The 18,553-nt window shown below is 63.3% G+C and carries 18 protein-coding genes; 15 read left to right on the top strand and 3 right to left on the bottom strand.

All coding sequences use genetic code 11. The annotated features are described in order from the left end of the window. Positions 1-65: 65 nt before the first annotated feature. The 6 genes from TO66_RS00555 (at position 66) to TO66_RS00530 (ending at position 3,956) form a co-directional block, all read left to right on the top strand. Positions 66-281 carry a DUF1127 domain-containing protein gene (locus TO66_RS00555; RefSeq protein ID WP_044460484.1) on the top strand — a complete coding sequence of 72 codons (216 nt, stop codon included), beginning with the start codon at positions 66-68 and terminating at the stop codon, positions 279-281. Between the two features lie 266 nt (positions 282-547). Then, entirely contained in the window at positions 548-757 is a 210-nt protein-coding gene (locus TO66_RS00550; RefSeq protein WP_044460483.1) for a DUF1127 domain-containing protein, read from the top strand. A gap of 159 nt (positions 758-916) precedes the next feature. Then, complete coding sequence (locus TO66_RS00545) at positions 917-1,234, top strand: DUF2388 domain-containing protein (RefSeq protein ID WP_044460482.1); 318 nt, start codon at positions 917-919, stop codon at positions 1,232-1,234. 107 nt (positions 1,235-1,341) lie between these two features. Then, the gene (locus TO66_RS00540; RefSeq protein ID WP_044460481.1) at positions 1,342-1,650 is read left to right on the top strand and encodes a DUF2388 domain-containing protein; all 309 of its coding nucleotides are present in this window, start codon (positions 1,342-1,344) and stop codon (positions 1,648-1,650) included. 27 nt (positions 1,651-1,677) lie between these two features. Continuing rightward, complete coding sequence (locus tag TO66_RS00535; RefSeq protein ID WP_044460480.1) at positions 1,678-1,998, top strand: DUF2388 domain-containing protein; 321 nt, start codon at positions 1,678-1,680, stop codon at positions 1,996-1,998. Next, positions 1,995-3,956 carry a DUF4105 domain-containing protein gene (locus TO66_RS00530; RefSeq protein ID WP_044460479.1) on the top strand — a complete coding sequence of 654 codons (1,962 nt, stop codon included), beginning with the start codon at positions 1,995-1,997 and terminating at the stop codon, positions 3,954-3,956. Before TO66_RS00535 ends, TO66_RS00530 begins: the two co-directional genes overlap by 4 nt. Before the next feature lie 86 nt (positions 3,957-4,042). On the opposite strand, the gene TO66_RS00525 is transcribed toward TO66_RS00530, so the two are convergent. After that, positions 4,043-4,444, bottom strand: coding sequence for a GFA family protein (locus TO66_RS00525; RefSeq protein WP_044460478.1), 402 nt, complete (start codon positions 4,442-4,444; stop codon positions 4,043-4,045). Positions 4,445-4,795: 351 nt separating this feature from the next. Here TO66_RS00525 and TO66_RS00520 point away from each other — a divergent pair, with 351 nt between their 5' ends. From TO66_RS00520 to TO66_RS00480, 9 genes are all read left to right on the top strand, one after another. Beyond that, positions 4,796-6,103 (top strand): CitMHS family transporter, encoded by a 1,308-nt coding sequence (locus TO66_RS00520; RefSeq protein ID WP_044460477.1) that lies wholly within the window; start codon positions 4,796-4,798, stop codon positions 6,101-6,103. Between the two features lie 84 nt (positions 6,104-6,187). After that, the gene (locus tag TO66_RS00515; RefSeq protein ID WP_044460476.1) at positions 6,188-6,955 is read left to right on the top strand and encodes a TerC family protein; all 768 of its coding nucleotides are present in this window, start codon (positions 6,188-6,190) and stop codon (positions 6,953-6,955) included. Positions 6,956-7,169: 214 nt separating this feature from the next. Continuing rightward, positions 7,170-8,828 carry a Na/Pi cotransporter family protein gene (locus TO66_RS00510; RefSeq protein WP_044460475.1) on the top strand — a complete coding sequence of 553 codons (1,659 nt, stop codon included), beginning with the start codon at positions 7,170-7,172 and terminating at the stop codon, positions 8,826-8,828. Between the two features lie 197 nt (positions 8,829-9,025). Then, positions 9,026-10,411 carry a pitrilysin family protein gene (locus TO66_RS00505; RefSeq protein ID WP_044460474.1) on the top strand — a complete coding sequence of 462 codons (1,386 nt, stop codon included), beginning with the start codon at positions 9,026-9,028 and terminating at the stop codon, positions 10,409-10,411. A 63-nt stretch (positions 10,412-10,474) separates the two neighbouring features. Then, positions 10,475-11,503, top strand: coding sequence for a DUF5924 family protein (locus TO66_RS00500; RefSeq protein ID WP_044460473.1), 1,029 nt, complete (start codon positions 10,475-10,477; stop codon positions 11,501-11,503). A 68-nt stretch (positions 11,504-11,571) separates the two neighbouring features. After that, entirely contained in the window at positions 11,572-12,720 is a 1,149-nt protein-coding gene (locus TO66_RS00495; protein WP_044460472.1) for an ABC transporter permease, read from the top strand. Then, positions 12,717-13,520 carry an ABC transporter ATP-binding protein gene (locus tag TO66_RS00490; RefSeq protein ID WP_044460471.1) on the top strand — a complete coding sequence of 268 codons (804 nt, stop codon included), beginning with the start codon at positions 12,717-12,719 and terminating at the stop codon, positions 13,518-13,520. The genes TO66_RS00495 and TO66_RS00490 overlap by 4 nt, the downstream gene beginning before the upstream one ends. A 1-nt stretch (position 13,521) precedes the next feature. Next, positions 13,522-14,460, top strand: a complete 939-nt coding sequence (locus TO66_RS00485) for an MlaD family protein (protein ID WP_044460470.1) — start codon at positions 13,522-13,524, stop codon at positions 14,458-14,460. Further along, entirely contained in the window at positions 14,457-15,101 is a 645-nt protein-coding gene (locus TO66_RS00480; protein ID WP_044460469.1) for an ABC-type transport auxiliary lipoprotein family protein, read from the top strand. The genes TO66_RS00485 and TO66_RS00480 overlap by 4 nt, the downstream gene beginning before the upstream one ends. A 75-nt stretch (positions 15,102-15,176) precedes the next feature. On the opposite strand, the gene TO66_RS00475 is transcribed toward TO66_RS00480, so the two are convergent. Together TO66_RS00475 and gltP are read right to left on the bottom strand one after the other, a co-directional pair. After that, positions 15,177-16,406 carry a nucleoside recognition domain-containing protein gene (locus tag TO66_RS00475; protein WP_044460468.1) on the bottom strand — a complete coding sequence of 410 codons (1,230 nt, stop codon included), beginning with the start codon at positions 16,404-16,406 and terminating at the stop codon, positions 15,177-15,179. A 106-nt stretch (positions 16,407-16,512) separates the two neighbouring features. Beyond that, positions 16,513-17,844, bottom strand: coding sequence for a glutamate/aspartate:proton symporter GltP (gltP, locus tag TO66_RS00470; protein WP_044460467.1), 1,332 nt, complete (start codon positions 17,842-17,844; stop codon positions 16,513-16,515). Positions 17,845-18,553 lie beyond the last annotated feature (709 nt).

Genomic DNA, 18,553 nt, shown 5'->3' with positions numbered 1-18,553 from the left:
GAGGAGGATCATGGGCACCAGTTAAACCACTACCTAATCCCGCCACAAGCGGAAGGATGCACACCATGGAACGTACACTCAGTTCCGAACTGTTCTTCGAAGACAAAGCTGCAAAAACCCAGGCTTCCATGCCTATGCGCGTTCTCGCCAACCTGATGCTGTGGCAGCGCCGCATCTCCAGCCGCCACCAGCTGGCTCGCCTGGATTCGCGTCTGCTGGCTGACGCAGGTATCAGCGAAGCTCAACGCTACGAAGAGCTGAGCAAGCCGTTCTGGCGCTAAGTTAGCGTCGCTGGCCCTGACCTTCGGGTCCATCGCCAGCACTACGAATTGAAAAAACAAAACCCGTCGCGGGCAACCGCGACGGGTTTTGTCGTTTCAGGCCGGAAAATTCAGGTACAGATGGGGTCACACGCAACCAGTACAGTTTAAGTACAAATAGAACTGAACCCGTACAATTTAGCCATGGTGTATCTGTTTACGTGTCTGCGCGAGTAGCAATATGGTCTCCCAAGTCCCTGACTTCGGCCTGCCGAAAGGACCGCACCATGAATCACTTACCAGGACGTACCGCACCTCTCAGCCTCTCCCTTCCCCAGACAAGTATCTGGAAACGCTGGTACCGCGCCTTGTGCCAGATACAGCAGAACGCCCGAACACGACGCGTACTGGCCGGGCTCAACGATCAGCAACTCGCCGATGTCGGCATCAGCCACAGCGACCGCCTGGCCGAGCTGGACAAGCCTTTCTGGCGCTAGCTGCGCATGCAGACAGCAGAAGAGGGCTATTCGAACAGATAGGGTGGGCCTAATATCCGGTGGCGCGTAGCGATTCAGGGACGTCTGATTCATCTGTCCCGCAGTGGCTACCCGGTGCCTACTCAGCGCCACCCTATCTGTTATCAAGGAGTTTTACCTATGTCCCGTCTTCGCCTGCTCAGCGCTGCAGCCTTGCTGGCCTTGGCATCCAACGCCCATGCATCGAGCTTTATCGTGACCACCGACGCCGTAGTCGGCGCGCTCAAGGCCACTTCCGATGCGACGTCCGACGTCACGTCTTCGTTCCGTGATAACAAAATCGTGCGCGCCGCTCGTGACGACGCCGCCAGCTTCGTCGCCACCGATGGCGTCATTCGTGGCGTGAAACTGGAAAGCGCCTTTGATCACATCCGCCAACAGTTGCCACAACTGAGCGCTACCGATGCTCAGCTCGCCCAGGCCATCCTGACGATCTGACCACCGGTCCGGTGACGGGTGCGCCGAACGCACCCGAAGCCCTGGGCGCTGGCTCTCGCCCGGGCATTGCGCTAGCCTTGCCGCTGGTTTTTCAGCTGTCGAGACCCATGCGTTTTTTCAGATCCTTGCTTAGTGTTTCCCTGTTGATCCCTATGTGCTGGACAGGCTCGGCCAGTGCTTTCGACCTGAGCACAGAAGGCCTGGTCGTCAGCGGTTATGCCACCAGCAAGGTGACCTCCGCGCCTTTCGAGCGCAAACGGCTGCTGGCGGCTCAGGACGACGCCGCGGCGTTCATCGCCACCGACGGCGATCTACGCGGAGCCCGACTGGAATCAGCCCTGAAATACCTGCGTAAAACCCAGCCACAACTTCATGCCGGCGACCTTGAACTGGCGCAGGCAATTCTCGTCCAATAGTTATCCCTTTCATCCCGGAGTCGTTCCATGCGTAGCCCGCTGATTGCTGCCACCCTCGGCCTGTTGCTGTTGGCCGATGTCGCCCAGGCGCAAACCCTGGTAGCCACCAGTAACATCATCGTTCGAGCCTTTGGTCGTACCATCGATTTCACCTCGGACACCACCACCTCCATCCGCGACTCGAAAATCGTCCGTGCCGCTCATGACGATGCCGCCAGCTTCGTCGCCAGCAATGGCGATATCCGAGGCGTCCAGCTGGAAGCCGCTTTCGATACCTTGCGTGACCGCGTGCCGGAAGCCCGCGACGCCAGCGACCAGGTTCTCGCCGAAGCCATCCTCGCATTGTGAGGTCGCTCGCTGCCTGGCTGCTGAGCGCGGCGCTGTTGCTCGTGGGCAACAGCGCTCAAGCAGACCTGCAACTGCGGCTCAAGACCGATGGCCTGACCCCGGACCAGCAACGCGCCAGCCAGGCCCTGCTGGATGAAGCGATGCAGGCGCTGCCACCGCGCTTCATCCAGCAGCTGGACCGCCGCATCGATGTCGGCTGGACTGACGACATGCCCCATAACGCCTATGGGCAAGCAGCGTTGGTCGACGAACTCGATCTCAACCGCAATCTGCTGGCCGGCCTAACCGATGGCAGTGCGGCCACCCAGAAAACCAACCGCCCCCATGGCACCGTGCGCCGGGAAATGCTCGCCACTGTGCTGCATGAACTCACCCATATCTACGACCGCTCGCGCCTGTGGTCGAGCGCCGAACGCACGCTGATCCAGCGCTGCAGCCGCCAGTACAGTTCCTCCGGGCTGATCGGCCTGCCGGACCAGTGTCGCGGCCAGACCGAGCGACGTTTCACCCTCAGCGACGATCCGCGCCTGCTCGACCTCGCCGGCTGGCCGCAATACGTCGGGCGCCGGGGCGAGCGCGAGCAATACAACCGCCAGATCGCCCGCAGCCCGGACCTCTACGAAACGACCAACCCGAAAGAGTTCGTCGCGGTGAATATGGAGTACTTCCTCCTGGATCCGAGCTACGCCTGCCGCCGGCCGGCACTGTACCGCTACTACCAGGAGCATTTCGGCTGGGCGCCGAAGGCCAAGGACAGTTGTGCCCGGTCCTTCGCCTTCCTCAACGCCGGAAACGATTTCGCCAAGCAGCCGCTGGGGCAGGTCGACCCCGAACGGGTCTATGCCGTGGACTACCTGCTGGCCGAGGCCAACCAGAACTGGGTCAGCCGCTGGGGGCACAGCATGCTGCGCCTGGTGATCTGCGCACCTGGCCGGCCTCGCGGACCGGATTGCCGGCTGGACCTCGACCAGCACCTGGTGCTGTCTTATCGCGCCTTCGTCGGCGATGTGCAGCTGTCGAGCTGGGACGGCCTGGTCGGCAAGTACCCCTCGCGGCTGTTTATCCTGCCCCTGGCCCAGGTCATCGATGAGTACACCAAGACCGAGCTGCGCAGCCTGGCGTCGGTGCCGCTGAACCTGTCACGCAGCGAGATCGAGGAAGTGGTCGAGCACGCGGCCGAGATGCACTGGAGCTACGACGGCAACTATTACTTCCTGTCCAACAACTGTGCGGTGGAAAGCCTGAAACTGCTGCGCAGCGGCAGCAACAACGCCCAGCTCACCGGCCTGGACAGCATCATGCCCAACGGCCTGCTGGAAGTGCTCAAGGCCCGTGGCCTGGCCGATACCAGCGTGCTGGACGATCCGCGCGAAGCCTTGCGCCTGGGCTATCGCTTCGATTCTTTCCGCGACCGCTACCAGGCCATGTTCGAGGTGCTGAAGAAGCACTTGCCGATCAAGCAGAACAGCGTGGAAGACTGGCTGTCGCTGAGCGCCGAGGAGCGGCGCCAGTGGTTCGACCAGGCGGACCTGCGCACCAGCGCCGCCTTGCTGCTGCTCGAACAGGCGAGCTTCCGGCGCCAGTTGCTGCTGGCCCAGGATGAGGTCAAGCAACGTTACCTGGGCGCCCGCGAGTTGCAGAACGGTGGCATGGACAAGGCCAACCAGACCCTGCGGGAAATCCTCGCCAACAGTGGTTTCCTCAGTCGCCCCGCGGAACTGCTGGGGAGCAGCGGCTACGGCTTGCCGCAGCCCAGCGAATGGCAGCGCCTGGAAGCGGAAAGCAGCCTGCGGCAGAAACAGCTGCAAGCCCTGACCGGCGACCTGGACAAGGAAGCACGCGCCTTGCTGGAGCCCCAGCGCGCCGCCGAGATCGCCGCCAACGAAGCCAACCTGAAACAGGTCGGCGAACACCTGCGCGCCCTGCACAAGGCGGCGGGCGGGCTGGAACTGCCCTGAGGCCAGAAGCATCGCGGGCAAGCCTCGCTCCTACAAAAACGCGTGGCCCGTAGGAGCGAGGCTTGCCCGCGAAGCGATCTCACTCCTTACAAAGTTTCCTCGGCCTCGCCCGGCAACTGTTCATCCAGGTGCAGCCACGGCAAACGGCTATCGGTCCAGATATGCCGGTCGGCCGGCGCCAGCTCCGGGTGATCCAGGGTCGCCACCGTCACATCGATACTGTCCGGGCTCAGTTGGGTGACCAGCGCCAGGTGGGCGCCGCAACTCGGGCAGAAATACCGCGCGCAACCGGGCGAAGAGTCGTACCGCGCCGGTGTTCCGGCCAGCCACTGGAAAGCCGGGCGGGGCAGGGTGATCCAGGTGGTCACCAGGCCACCGCTGACCCGGCGGCAGATCGAACAGTGACAATGGGCGATATCGCGCAGCGGCCCGCTGAACTGATAGCGCAACTGGCCGCAGTGGCAACCTCCGGTATGCAACAGGTTCATCTACCGACCTCCCAGCCAATGACCAGGCCACCGCAAACGACCCGCCGGCAACCCGTTCTGGTTATTTTTTGACCGCACGTCGGCTCGCGACGCTTGCGGCCAATGCTTTGCTCAACGAAAGGTAGCTGAAAGCTTCCGCGATTAGGATCGCCTCCACTACCGGCAACAGACCGGTTGGCCATACGCGCGCTTCGCGCCGCATGGCCCAATTAACAACAACAATTTGGTGATTCTGATGTCCGTTCTTACCCGCCTTTCCATCCCGCTTCCTCCAGCACGTCCCGCGCTGTCCGTTCCGCGCTGATTCCCTCGGTTCGTCTTCCCTAGCCGCGCTACGCCTGGAGTATTCCCATGCTGACTTTCCTTGGCTTCGCCATGGTCATCACGTTCATGTTCCTGATCATGACCAAGCGCCTGTCCGCGCTGATCGCCCTGATCATCGTTCCAATCCTGTTCGCGCTGTTCGGCGGCTTCGCACCGAAGATCGGCCCGATGATGCTCGAAGGCATCACCAAGCTGGCACCGACCGGCGTGATGCTGATGTTCGCCATCCTGTACTTCGCCCTGATGATCGACTCCGGCCTGTTCGACCCGGCCGTGCGCAAGATCCTCAAGCTGGTCAAGGGCGACCCGCTGAAGGTTTCGGTCGGCACCGCCGTGCTGGCCCTCGTGGTGTCGCTGGACGGTGACGGCGCCACCACCTACATGATCTGCGTGGCGGCCATGCTGCCGCTGTACAGCCGCATCGGCATGAGCCCGCGGATCATGGCCGGCCTGATCATCCTGGCCGGCGGCGTGATGAACATGACCCCCTGGGGCGGCCCGACTGCCCGTGCCGCCAGTGCGCTGCACGTCGACCCGTCGGACATCTTCGTGCCGATGATCCCGGCGATGCTGGCCGGCGTGGTCGCGATCCTGGCGATCGCCTATATGTACGGCAAGCGTGAGCGGGCGCGCCTGGGTGAACTGCACCTGCAGGGCGACGAGATCGACCATAGCGAAATCAGCGTTTCGCAGTTCCCGGATGCCCGTCGTCCGAAGCTGATCTGGTTCAACGGTGCCCTGACCTTCGCCCTGATGTGCGCGCTGATCGCCGGCCTGCTGCCGCTGCCCGTGCTGTTCATGGTGGCCTTCAGTATCGCGATGATCGTCAACTACCCGTGCCTGCAACAGCAGAAGGACCGCGTCGCGGCCCATGCCGGCAGCGTGCTGTCGGTGGTGGGGCTGATCTTCGCCGCCGGTATCTTCACCGGCATCCTGACCGGTACCGGCATGGTCGACGCCATGTCGAAAAGCCTGCTGGCGGTGATTCCTAACGCCCTGGGCCCGTACCTGGCGGTGATTACCGCGCTGGTGAGCATGCCGTTCACCTTCTTCATGTCCAACGATGCGTTCTACTACGGGGTATTGCCGGTGCTCGCCGAAGCCGCCAGCCACTACGGCATCACCGCGGTGGAAATGGCCCGTGCCTCGATCGTCGGCCAGCCCGTCCATCTGCTCAGCCCGCTGGTCCCTTCGACCTACCTGCTGGTGGCCCTGGCCGGTATCGAATTCGGCGACCACCAACGCTTTACCCTCAAGTGGGCAGTGCTGGTTTGCCTATGCATAATGTTCGCCGCCTTGCTGATGGGGATCTTTCCGCTGTTCAGCACTCTATAAAATCAATGACTCGCCACGCCGGCCGCTAGACTTGGTTTCCGAGCCTCGGCTGGCGCGGTTCAACACTCGCTCAAAGGAATACACATGGAATGGCTGACCAACCCGGAAATCTGGGTTGCCTTCTTTACCCTGACCGCCCTCGAAATCGTTCTGGGTATCGATAACATCATCATGATCTCGATCCTGGTCAGCCGCATGCCCAAACACATGCAGGCCCGCACCCGGATTTTCGGCCTGGCGCTGGCCATGGTCACGCGGATCCTGTTGCTGCTGTCGATCACCTGGGTCATGCGCCTGACCGCCGACCTATTCGAAGTCTTCGGCCAGGGCATTTCCGGGCGCGACCTGATCCTGTTCTTCGGTGGCCTGTTCCTGCTCTGGAAGAGCTCCCAGGAGATGTACCACGCCCTGGAAGGCGAGGACGAAACCGCCGATGAGCCAGGCGGCAAGGGCGGCAACTTCTTCTACACCATCATCCAGATCGCGATCATCGACATCGTGTTCTCCCTGGACTCGGTGATCACCGCCGTCGGCATGGTGTCCCACGTGCCGGTCATGGTCGCTGCGATCATCGTCGCCGTGCTGGTGATGATGCTGGCTTCGGGCACCATCAGCGAGTTCATCGACAAGCACCCGTCGCTGAAGATGCTGGCGCTGTCGTTCCTGCTGGTGGTCGGTACCGTGCTGATTGCCGAGGCGTTCGACGTCCATGTGCCAAAAGGCTACGTCTACTTCGCCATGGGCTTCTCGCTGGCGGTGGAGGCGATCAACATCAAGATGCGCACCGCCATCGCGAAAAAGAAGAAGCAGCAAGACCCGGTGAAACTGCGCAAGGACATCCCGGGTCAATAACCCGAGGGCGCAACGAAAAAGGGGGCTTTCGAGCCCCTTTTTTCATGCCTGCGAAAAGCCGTTCTTCATGACAGTTTTGTTTCAATCGCCGTATCAGCTATGCGATGCTGGCGCCCAGACCGTTAGCCAACTACAGCTTAAGTACAGAACGTAGAAAGACGCGCGGCATCGTTAACTTGCCCCTCTGGGGCATATTCACCACAGGGGGCCTGTCATGCTCACCCTGCTCAATCTGCTCTCCGCAGTGGCCTTGCTGGTCTGGGGCACGCACATCGTCCGCACCGGTATCCTGCGGGTCTACGGCACCAACCTGCGGCACGTCATCGGCCAGAACATGGCCAGGCGTCCGCTGGCGTTCGTCGCCGGCATCCTGGTCACCGCCATGGTCCAGAGCAGCAACGCCACGGCCATGCTGGTCACCTCGTTCGTCGGCCAGGGCCTGATGGCGCTGACACCCGCCCTGGCGACCATGCTCGGCGCCGATGTCGGTACCGCGCTGATGGCGCGGGTGCTGACCTTCGACCTGTCCTGGCTGTCGCCGCTGCTGATCTTCCTCGGGGTAATCTTCTTCCTGTCGCGCAAACAGACCCGGGCCGGTCAGCTCGGACGGGTGGGAATCGGCCTGGGGCTGATCATCCTGGCGCTGCAACTGATAGTCGAGGCCGCGACGCCCATCACCCATGCCCAGGGGGTGAAGGTGCTGTTCGCCTCGCTGACCGGCGACATACTGCTCGACGCCCTGATGGGCGCGCTGTTCGCCATGATTTCCTATTCCAGCCTGGCGGCCGTCCTGCTCACCGCCACCCTGGCCGGTGCCGGCGTCATCAGCCTGCCGGTGGCCATCGGCCTGGTGATCGGCGCCAACATCGGCAGCGGCGTGCTGGCCTTTCTCAGCACCAACATGCAGAACGCCGCGGGCCGCCAAGTGGCCCTGGGCAGCCTGCTGTACAAACTGATCGGCCTGCTGCTGATCATCCCCGTGCTCGATCCGCTCGCCCGCTGGATGGACAGCCTGGATTTCAGCCCGCAGGAGGTGGTGATCGGCTTCCACCTGCTCTACAACACCCTGCGCTGCCTGATCCTGCTGCCAACGGTCGGACCTATGGCCAAAGTCTGCGCCTGGCTGCTCCCGGAGCGCCCGGAAACCAATGGCCGGGCCAAGCCTCGCCATCTCGATCCGACCGCCCTGGCCACTCCCAGCCTGGCCCTGGCCAACGCCGCCCGGGAAACCCTGCGCATTGGCGACCTGATCGACAGCATGCTCGAAGCCATGCTCGACGTGCTGCGCGGCAAGCAGACCGCGATCACCCAGGAAATGCGCAGCCTCAACGAAGATGTCGAGGTGCTCTACAGCGCGATCAAGCTCTACCTGGCGCAGATGCCTCGCGAAGACCTGGGCGAGCAGGACAGCCGGCGCTGGGCCGAGATCATCGAACTGGCGATCAACCTGAAACTGGCCAGCGACCTGATCGACCGCATGTTGCGCAAGGTCCAGCAACAGAAGACCGCGCAACGTCGCTCCTTCTCCGAAGTCGGCCTCGAAGAACTGGCCGGCCTGCACGAACAACTACTGGCCAACCTGCGCCTGGGGCTTTCGGTGTTTCTCAGCGCCGACCCGGAAAGCGCCCGCCAGCTGCTGCGGGAAAAACGCCGCTTCCGCGCCCAGGAACGTCGCCTGGCCCATGCCCATGTCAGCCGCCTGCAACGTAAAATCGTCCAGAGCATCGAGACCAGCTCGCTGCACCTGGAGCTGATCGCCGATATGAAACGCCTGAACTCACTGTTCTGCGGCAGCGCCTATGTGGTGCTGGGCACCTCCGAAACCGGCGCGCTCGCCGTGGACGATATGGCTGACATCACCCATTCACCCTGAACGTCCACAGTTACTGGAAGTCTGAAGGTCGGTACGGAAAGTCGCCGAGCGGCGATCAGGCAAGGCAAAAACGGACGAGGAAGCGGAGTGTAGGGGCCTACATGAGCATTCCGAGGCCGTTTTTAACGCAGCATGATCGACGCGCAGGCAGTTTACGTACCGAACCTAGAACTTACGCAAGCCGTAAGGAACTCGTTATGCGTTGCCTGTTGTTCGCCTGCCTGCTGCTCGGCTCAGCTCATTCGTTTGCCCTGGATCGCTTCCAGGTCGAAGGCTACATGCTGCCCAACGGCCTGCAACTGCTGCTCAAGCCGGGCAACGAGCGCGGCCATGTGGCGATTCGCCTGGTCGTCGGGGTGGGGCTCGACGATTTCGCCTGCGCCGACAAGGAGCTGCCGCACCTGCTCGAGCACTTGCTGTTCAGCGGCATCGACGCCAGCGGCGAGGGCGGGCTGGAGGAGCGCATGCAAGCCCTGGGAGGCGAATGGAACGCCTACACCAGCAATGCCGACACCACCTTCGTCATCGAGGCGCCGGCGAAAAACCAGCGCAAGGTGCTGGACCTGCTGCTGGCCCTGCTGACCCGCACCCGGCTCGACGACAAGGCGCTGCAAACCGCGAAACGGGTGGTCGAGCGTGAAGACGGCGGGCATTACTCCCACTTGCAGCGCTGGCTGGACCGCCAGGACCTCGGCCATACGGCCAGCAACCAGCTGGCGGTGGAGCTGGGCCTCAAATGCGCCGAACGGGCCGAAGTCGACTCGCTGACCCTCGAACAACTGGAGCAACTGCGCCGGGACTGGTACGCCCCGAACAACATGACCCTGATTGTCGTCGGCGACCTCGATCGCCTGCTGCCAGCCTACCTGGAGCGCAGCTATGGCGAACTGGCGCCGGTGGAGCCCAGCGAACACCAGGGCCTGCCGGACATCCAGCAGACCGCCGCCGCCGAGCGCAACCTGGTCCAAGGCTGGGTCGGCGACAGCGCCAAACTGCATTGGCTGTTCCCCGAGCCGACCCTCGACCAGCAGCACGATGAAACCTTCGACCTGCTCAAGGACTATCTCGACTGGGCGCTGTACCGCCAGTTGCGCCTCGAGCATGAGCTGTCTTACGGCCCGTCGAGCGAGCGCGAGGTGTTCGGCGGCGTCGGCTTTCTCAGCCTGAATGCCGATCTTGCGCGCGGGGACGTGCCCCTGGCCCGGCGCCTGATCGACGAGCTGAAGACGCAACTGCTCAAGGACGGCCTGGACCCCGCCACCTTCGCTCGCCTGAAACAGGCCGCCATTGCCCGCCAGGCCTGGGCGGTGCAGGGCAACAGCGCGCTGGCGGACTACTACTGGGGTGCGTTGAGCGACTACCAGGACGGGCATTTCGCCGACCCGGCCAAGCGCCTGCACGCCGTCAGTCTGAAACAGGCCGACCTGGCCCTGCGCAAACTGCTGGATCAACCCGGTTATCTGCGTATCGAAAAGCCGCTGCTGAGCTACGCCGCCTTGAGTGGGCTGATCCTCGGCGCCCTGGCGCTGATGGTTTTCGCTCTGGCCGGATGGCGCGCTTATCGCAAACGAGCGCATGCCTGATGCGTCTTTTGTCGCGCTAAACCGTTATTCTGTCGGGGATTTTTTTCTGATGTGAATCACCGCATGCCAAACCTGACTCATCTCATACAGCGCATCCTGGAACTGATGCAGCGCTACCCGGGGGTCATTGCGCTCGGCGGTTTCATTTCCGGGGTCGGCAGCTTCATCCTGGTGGATCGCCAGCAGAGCCTGGCCTCCTGGATCGCCGTGATCATGCTGGTGAGCTGGGTCTGGCTGATGCTGGAAAACAGCCTGACCGAGCTGTTCGCCAGGATCTTCAAGCGGGAAATTCCCCAGCCGCTGCTGCGTTACGCAACGCAGATGATTCACCAGGAAAGCCTGTTCTTCGTCCTGCCGTTCTTCTTCGTCACCACCGCCTGGAACAGCGGGCAGCTGGTATTCACCGGCCTGCTGGGGGCCGCGGCGCTGATCTCGATCATCGACCCGTTGTACTACAAGTGGCTGGCCCCGCGGCGCTGGCTGTTCCTCGCCCTGCACACCCTGACGCTATTCGCCGTGCTGCTGACCGCGCTGCCGATCATTGTGCACCTGACCACGGCGCAAAGCTTCAAGCTGGCCCTGGGCACCGCCATGTTGCTGTCGTTTCCCAGCCTGGCGTCGATTTTCCCCATCCGCACCCTGCGCGGCACGCTGATGCTGCTGGGCATGACCCTGGCCATCGGCGGCGCCGGCTGGCTGCTGCGCTCCTGGGTACCGCCGGCGACGTTGTGGATCACCGAGGATGCCATCAGCACCCAGCTGCAAGACCGCACGCCGGGCAACAGCCTCAAGGAGGTCGGCGCCAGCGACGTGCGCTCCGCCGGCCTGTATGCCTACACCGCGATCAACGCGCCGCGCGGGCTGGACGAGCGGATTTATCACGTCTGGCAGTTCAACGGTAAAGAGGTCGACCGGGTGGCCCTGGACATCCACGGCGGACGCAAGGAAGGCTACCGCGCCTGGTCGCACAAGCAGAATTTCCCCGGCGACCCGACCGGCGACTGGCAGGTCCGGGTACTGACCGAAGACGGGCAGGTGATCGGCGTGCTGCGTTTCAAGATCACCGATAGCGGATCGAACCCAGCACCTTAGTACAAGGCAAAATCGTCCGATCGTGGTATTACGTAGCACTGCGTAAAAGCCATACAAGCACGGAGCTTATGATCCCTAGCGCGACGGCCGGCAGGGCCCACCTGGATATGTCGAGTACCCCCTCGCAACTGCATGTGTCGGGGGACTGGACGCTCGCCCACTACACCGAGCTCAAGCACCTGTGTGCGACGCTCGCCGGGCAGTACGACGCCAACACGCACATCGACCTCAACGGCCTGGGCGCCCTCGACACCGCCGGCGCTTCGCTGCTGGTGGAGCTGTTGGGTTCGGAACGCCTGGGCCAGTCCGCCGAGCATCCGGACTGCACCCTGTCTTCGGCCGACCGTGCGCTGCTGCAGACCGTCTACTGCTCGTTGACCGACTTCTGCGTGCCGATCAAGGAACCGGAAGTATCGGTCGGCATCCAGTTGCTGACGCGGATCGGCAAGGCGGTCGACAGTGTCTGGCAGGACAGCCTGAAACTGCTGGGTTTCGTCGGCCTGATCCTGGAAACCCTCGCCCGCGGGCTGCTGCACCCCAAGCGCTGGCGCATCACGCCGATGGTCGCGCACATCGAGCAGACCGGCCTGGACGCCGCGCCCATCGTCGCCTTGCTGACGTTCCTGGTCGGCGCCGTGGTGGCCTTCCTCGGCGCCACGGTGCTGCAGAGTTTCGGCGCCAGCATCTTTACCGTCGACCTGGTGGCGTTTTCCTTCCTGCGTGAATTCGGCGTGCTGCTGACCGCGATCCTCATGGCCGGCCGCACCGCGAGCGCCTTCACGGCGCAGATCGGCTCGATGAAGGCCAACGAAGAGATCGACGCGATCCGCACCCTGGGCCTGGACCCGATGGAGCTGCTGGTGCTGCCACGGGTCCTGGCGCTGCTGGTGGCACTGCCGATGCTGACCTTCCTGGCCATGCTCTCGGGGATAGTCGGGGGCGGGGTGGTCTGCGCCCTGTCGCTGGACATCTCGCCGGCGATGTTCCTCGCGCTGCTGCAATCGGACATCGGCGTGCAGCACTTCCTGGTGGGCATGGTCAAGGCGCCGATCTTCGCCTTCCTGATCGCCGCCATCGGCTGCCTGGAGGGGTTCAAGGTCAGCGGCAGCGCCGAGTCCGTGGGCGCCCATACCACGTCCAGCGTGGTGCAATCGATCTTCGTGGTGATTGTCCTGGATGCCGTCGCCGCGCTGTTCTTCATGGAGATGAGCTGGTGAACCGTACAACCCGCGCGCCCACCGAGGCGGTGATCGAAGTCCGCGGCCTGTGCAACCGCTTCGGCCCGCAGAGCGTGCATGAAAACCTCGACCTGGACCTGTACAAGGGCGAGATCCTCGCTGTGGTCGGAGGCTCGGGCAGCGGCAAATCGGTGCTGCTGCGCAGCATCATCGGCCTGCGCCAGCCCAGCGCGGGCTCGGTGCGGGTGTTCGGCCAGAACCTGCCGAGCCTGGCCGAGCACGAACGCTCGCTGATCGAACGACGCTTCGGCGTGCTGTTCCAGAAAGGCGCGCTGTTCTCGTCGCTGACCGTGACCGAAAACGTCGCCCTGCCGCTGATCGAACATGCCGGCTTCAGCCGCGCCGACGCCGAGCACCTGGCGGCGGTGAAACTGGCCCTGGCCGGCCTGCCGCTGTCGGCGGCCGACAAATACCCGTCTTCGCTGTCCGGCGGCATGATCAAGCGCGCCGCGCTGGCACGGGCCCTGGCCCTGGATCCGGACATCCTGTTTCTCGACGAACCCACCGCCGGCCTCGATCCGATCGGCGCCGCGGCGTTCGACCAACTGATTTTGACCCTGCGTGACGCCTTGGGCCTGAGCGTATTCCTGGTCACCCACGACCTGGATACGCTGTACACCATCACCGACCGGGTGGCGGTGCTGGCGCAGAAAAAGGTGCTGGTGGCGGATGCCATCGACCAGGTCGCCGAGACCGACGACGCCTGGATTCACGAGTACTTCCATGGCCCTCGCGGCCGCGCGGCGTATCAAGCCGCTACACAGCTCAACGAGGTATGACATGGAAACCCGAGCCCATCATGTATTGATCGGCCTGTTCAGCGTCCTGGTGGTGGTCGGCGCCTTGCTGTTCGGCCTGTGGCTGGCCAAGTCCAGCGTCGACACCGAGTTCAAGGACTACGAGGTCGTGTTCAACGAGGCCGTCAGCGGCTTGTCCAAGGGCAGCTCCGTGCAGTACAGCGGGATCAAGGTCGGCGACGTGGTCAGCCTGCGCCTCGACCCCAAGGACCCGCGTCGCGTCCTGGCGCGGATCCGCCTGAGCGGCGAGACCCCGATCAAGGAAGACACCCAGGCCAAGCTGGCGCTGACCGGTATTACCGGCACCTCGATCATCCAGCTCAGCGGCGGCACCCCGCAAAGCCAGACGCTCCAGGGCAAGGACGGCAAGCTGCCGTTGATCGTTGCTTCGCCATCGCCGATCGCCCGCCTGCTGAACAACAGCGACGACCTGATGACCAGCGTCAACCTGCTGCTGCATAACGCCAACGGCATCTTCTCGCCCGAGAACGTCGAACGCATCAGCAACACCCTCGAACACCTGGAGCAGACCACCGGCGTCCTCGCCGAACAACGCGGCGACGTGCGCCAGGCCATGCAGCAACTGGCCTCCATCGGCAAGCAGGCCAGCGCCACCCTGGAACAGACCACCGCCCTGATGCGCAACGCCAACGGCCTGCTCAACGAACAGGGCAAGCAGATGTTCGGCAGCGCCGAGCAGGCCATGCAAGCGCTGGAGCAGAGCAGCGCGACCATCAACCAATTGCTGACCGATAACCAGGACTCGCTGAACAACGGCATCCAGGGCCTCAATGGCCTGGCACCCGCCGTGCGCGAGCTGCGGGACACCCTGAGCTCGCTGCGGGCCATTTCCCGTCGCCTGGAAGCCAACCCCAGCGGCTATCTGCTGGGCAGTGACAAGAACAAGGAGTTCACGCCATGAAGCGTGCCTATCGCCCATTCGGCCAGTTGGCCCTGATCGCCAGCCTCGCCTTGAGCGGCGCCTGCTCGATCCTGCCCCAGGCCGAGCCGGTGGACATCTACCGCCTGCCCACGGCCCAGAGCACCGCAGCGCGGTCCCAGGGCACCGCACAGCCCTGGTCGCTGCGCCTGACCAAGCCCCAGGCCAGCGACGCGCTGAACAGCGCAAGAATTGCGGTCATTCCCCAAGGCGATGTGATCAGCAGCTACAAGGACGCTCGCTGGAGCGATCCGGCGCCGGTGCTGCTGCGCGATCGGTTGCTGGAAGGTTTCCTCGCCGATGGCCGGGTGCAACTGCTGGGCACCGACGACAGCAACGTGCAGACCGACCTGGAACTGGGCGGCAACCTGCAGGCGTTCCAGAGCGAGTACCAGGGCAAGGCCGTGGGCGTAGTGATCCGCCTGGATGCGCGACTGGTGCGCGGCTACGACCAGAAGATTCTCGCCAGCCAGCGCTTCGAGGTGCGCCAGCCGTTGAACGACACCCGGGTCCCGGCGGTGGTCACCGGCTTCGGTCAGGCGGCAGACGCCTTGAGCCGGCAAGTGGTGGAGTGGACGGTGAAGCAGGGCACACGCCTGGCGCCAACGATCAGAACCCGCTGAGGTTGTTCGCGAGCCTCGCCCCTACAGGAATGCAATCCGTAGGAACGAGGCTTGCCCGCGATAGCATCCCGCGCCTCAACCAAAGAACCAGTAGCACACCGCAATCGCCGCCACCACGCCGGCCAGCTCGGCCAGCAAGGCACAGCCCACCGCGTGGCGCGCCCGCTGGATACCCACCGAACCGAAGTACACCGCCAGCACATAGAAGGTGGTCTCGGTACTGCCCTGAATGGTCGCCGCGGCCAGCGCCGGGAAACTGTCCACGCCCTGGCTCTGCATGGTCTCGATCAGCATCGCCCGCGCGGCGCTGCCGGAGAAGGGCTTGACCAGGGCCGTGGGCAGCGCGTCGACGAAGCGGGTGTCCCAGCCGGCCCATTCCACCAGGTGGCGAATGCCGTCGAGGCCGAAATCCAGCGCACCGGAGGCCCGCAACACACCGACCGCGCAGAGCATGGCCACCAGGTAAGGCAGCAGGTTCTTGGCGACATCGAACCCCTCCTTGGCGCCTTCGACGAACGCTTCGTAGACCTTGACCTTGCGCAACGCGCCGATCACCAGGAACAGCATGATCAGGCCGAACAGCGTGAGGTTGCCGAGGATCGACGACAGCGACGCCAGCGCGGTGGCCGACAACGTGGCCAGCAAGGCCATGAAGCCGCCCAGGGCCAGGGCGCCGGGGATCAGGTAAGCCAGCACCACCGGGTCCCACAGGCGCAGGCGCTGCATCACCGCGACCGACAGCAGGCCGACCAGGGTCGAGGCACTGGTGGCCAGCAGGATCGGCAGGAACACCAGGGTCGGGTCGGCGGCACCTTGCTGGGCGCGGTACATGAAGATGGTCACCGGCAGCAGGGTCAGGGATGAAGCGTTGAGTACCAGGAACAGGATCTGCGCATTGCTCGCCGTGGTCGCGCTGGGGTTGAGGTCCTGCAGCGCACGCATGGCCTTGAGGCCGATCGGCGTGGCGGCGTTGTCCAGGCCCAGGCCGTTGGCCGCGAAGTTCAGGGTGATCAGGCCGATGGCCGGATGCCCTGGCGGCACTTCCGGCATCAGGCGGGTGAACAGCGGGCCCAGGACCTTGGCCAGCCAGTCGACGATCCCGGCCTTTTCGGCGATCCGCAGGAAGCCCAGCCACAGAGTCAGGGTGCCGAACAACAGCACCATCACTTCCACCGACAGCTTGGCCATGGCGAAGATGCTTTCCACCATCGCCGCGAAGATCCCGGCGTTACCGCCGACCAGCCACTGCGCCAGCGCAGAGACGGCCGCCACAATGAAGAAGCCAAGCCACAGGCCATTGAGCATCAGTTATTCCCCCAAAAGATGCGGCGAATGATAGCGGGGCCCACAGAAACGACAAACCCCGGATTGACCGGGGTTTGTCGATTGCACATTACATATAGGAACGGCCTCAGCCCTTGGTGATCTCGCCGCTTGGCAGCGGCTCCTTGCTGCGCCAGTGCGGCAGGGAGTTCCAGTAGCGCTGGCCCTTGGCGTCGTCGTACATGCCTTCCCAACGCGCGATCACCAGCACCGCCAGGGCGTTGCCGATTACGTTCAGGGCGGTACGGGCCATGTCCATCACACGGTCGACACCGGCGATGAAGGCCAGGCCTTCGAGCGGAATGCCCACGCTGCCCAGGGTCGCCAGCAGTACCACGAAGGACACGCCCGGCACGCCGGCGATACCCTTGGAGGTGACCATCAGGGTCAGGACCAGCAGCAATTGCTGGCTGATCGACAGGTCGATGCCGTACAGCTGGGCGATGAAGATCGCCGCGATGGACTGGTACAGGGTCGAACCGTCGAGGTTGAACGAGTAGCCGGTCGGCACCACGAAGCTGCAGATGGCTTTCGGCGCACCGTAGGCTTCCATCTTCTCGATCACCCGTGGCAGCACGGTTTCCGAGCTCGCGGTGGAGTAAGCCAGCACCAGCTCATCCTTGAAGATGCGCATCAGCTTGATCACCGAGAAACCGAACAGGCGAGCGATCAGGCCCAGGACCACGAAGGCGAAGAAGGCGATGGCCACGTAGACCAGGATCACCAGCTTGGCCAGCGGCAGCAGGGAAGCGAAACCGAAGTTGGCCACGGTCACCGCGATCAGGGCGAATACGCCGATCGGGGCGTAGTTCATGATCATGTGGGTGACTTTGAACATGCTTTCCGAGACGCCCTGGAACATCTTCACCAGCGGCTCGCGCAAGTCGGCCTGCAGGCTCGACAGACCCAGGCCGAACAGCACCGAGAAGAAGATGATCGGCAGCATCTCGCCGCGGGCCATGGCCGCGAAGATGTTCGATGGGATCAGGTTGAGGATGGTCTCGATGAACGCGTGTTCATGCTGGACCTCGGCGGCGGTCGCCTGGTACTTGGAGATATCCACGGTACCCAGGGTGCTCATGTCGATGCCGGCGCCCGGGTGGAACACGTTGGCCAGCACCAGGCCGACCAGGATGGCGATGGTGGTGACGATTTCGAAGTAGATGATGGTCTTGAGGCCGATGCGCCCGAGCTTCTTCGCGTCGCCCACGCCGGCGATACCGACGATCAGCGAGGAAATCACGATCGGGATCACGATCATCTTGATCAAGCGGATAAAGATATCGCCTGCCGGTTGCAGGACGTTGCTGATCCACCAGGCCTTTTCGGCACTGAAATGGTTGAGCAGCGCACCAATTGCAATCCCCAGCACCAGACCGATGAGGATCTGCCAGGCGAGGCTTAGTTTTGCCTTCTTCATATCATTACCCTTACTTCAGTTGGACTCGGGCTGATGCGCGAACTGGAACGCTCAATGGCGGAAAAGTCTGTGCATCGGCCCCCGTATAAGGTCACCCCGACCAAGCATTTACAGCTCTGTGCAGGCGAAAAAAGGCGCAACTATTCCGACGCAAGGGGAGCGCGTCTAATGCCGTAAACGCCTACCCTATGCCGAATCGGCATGAGTTTTTCTAAACAAAACGGGCGTCCCAACCGGTTCGAATGCGACATTTCGGCCTGGCAATCTACCGTGAAACGGCCATTTCAGGCGGCATTCAGCGCTTTTGCGCGGGTTGGGCAGGACCTGCGAAAGAAGAGAAAGTTCTTACAGAAGAAGCAGAAGTAGCGACTGGAAAAAGCTAAAAGTTTCTCGATGTACGGTCGCGAGGAAACACCGTGAAACGGTTGGAGCAGCACCTCGCCCCATTGCTGCGCCCCGTCCGCTGAAAAGGCATGCCGCCGCTCTGCGACAAGGTTTTGCCATAAACACGACGCAAGTCGTCAGCCTCGGCGGCTGGCGAGCTTGCGTCGCAGTTTTGCCTGACCCGGCCCTTGCGGGGGCACTCCCTGTACCCCTAGGTCACTCCGATCCTGAAGCGATCAGAACGTCCCGGCCCCCTGGTCATGCGCTACCCCTCCTCGGGGCGGTGCAACGGAAAGGCAGGCCGCAGGCGCTGCCTTTCCATGAT

This window comes from Pseudomonas sp. MRSN 12121 (genome assembly GCF_000931465.1).
Lineage (GTDB): Bacteria > Pseudomonadota > Gammaproteobacteria > Pseudomonadales > Pseudomonadaceae > Aquipseudomonas.
Note: the sequence above shows the minus strand (reverse complement) of the source record. Positions and strands in the feature narration are given on the sequence as shown.

Coding starts and splice junctions, on each gene's coding strand:
- TO66_RS00555 (WP_044460484.1), top strand. CDS start 66: ATGGAACGTACACTCAGTTCCGAACTGTTCTTCGAAGACAAAGCTGCA.
- TO66_RS00550 (WP_044460483.1), top strand. CDS start 548: ATGAATCACTTACCAGGACGTACCGCACCTCTCAGCCTCTCCCTTCCC.
- TO66_RS00545 (WP_044460482.1), top strand. CDS start 917: ATGTCCCGTCTTCGCCTGCTCAGCGCTGCAGCCTTGCTGGCCTTGGCA.
- TO66_RS00540 (WP_044460481.1), top strand. CDS start 1,342: ATGCGTTTTTTCAGATCCTTGCTTAGTGTTTCCCTGTTGATCCCTATG.
- TO66_RS00535 (WP_044460480.1), top strand. CDS start 1,678: ATGCGTAGCCCGCTGATTGCTGCCACCCTCGGCCTGTTGCTGTTGGCC.
- TO66_RS00525 (WP_044460478.1), bottom strand. CDS start 4,444: ATGAACCTGTTGCATACCGGAGGTTGCCACTGCGGCCAGTTGCGCTAT.
- TO66_RS00520 (WP_044460477.1), top strand. CDS start 4,796: ATGCTGACTTTCCTTGGCTTCGCCATGGTCATCACGTTCATGTTCCTG.
- TO66_RS00515 (WP_044460476.1), top strand. CDS start 6,188: ATGGAATGGCTGACCAACCCGGAAATCTGGGTTGCCTTCTTTACCCTG.
- TO66_RS00510 (WP_044460475.1), top strand. CDS start 7,170: ATGCTCACCCTGCTCAATCTGCTCTCCGCAGTGGCCTTGCTGGTCTGG.
- TO66_RS00505 (WP_044460474.1), top strand. CDS start 9,026: ATGCGTTGCCTGTTGTTCGCCTGCCTGCTGCTCGGCTCAGCTCATTCG.
- TO66_RS00500 (WP_044460473.1), top strand. CDS start 10,475: ATGCCAAACCTGACTCATCTCATACAGCGCATCCTGGAACTGATGCAG.
- TO66_RS00495 (WP_044460472.1), top strand. CDS start 11,572: ATGATCCCTAGCGCGACGGCCGGCAGGGCCCACCTGGATATGTCGAGT.
- TO66_RS00485 (WP_044460470.1), top strand. CDS start 13,522: ATGGAAACCCGAGCCCATCATGTATTGATCGGCCTGTTCAGCGTCCTG.
- TO66_RS00480 (WP_044460469.1), top strand. CDS start 14,457: ATGAAGCGTGCCTATCGCCCATTCGGCCAGTTGGCCCTGATCGCCAGC.
- TO66_RS00475 (WP_044460468.1), bottom strand. CDS start 16,406: ATGCTCAATGGCCTGTGGCTTGGCTTCTTCATTGTGGCGGCCGTCTCT.
- gltP (WP_044460467.1), bottom strand. CDS start 17,844: ATGAAGAAGGCAAAACTAAGCCTCGCCTGGCAGATCCTCATCGGTCTG.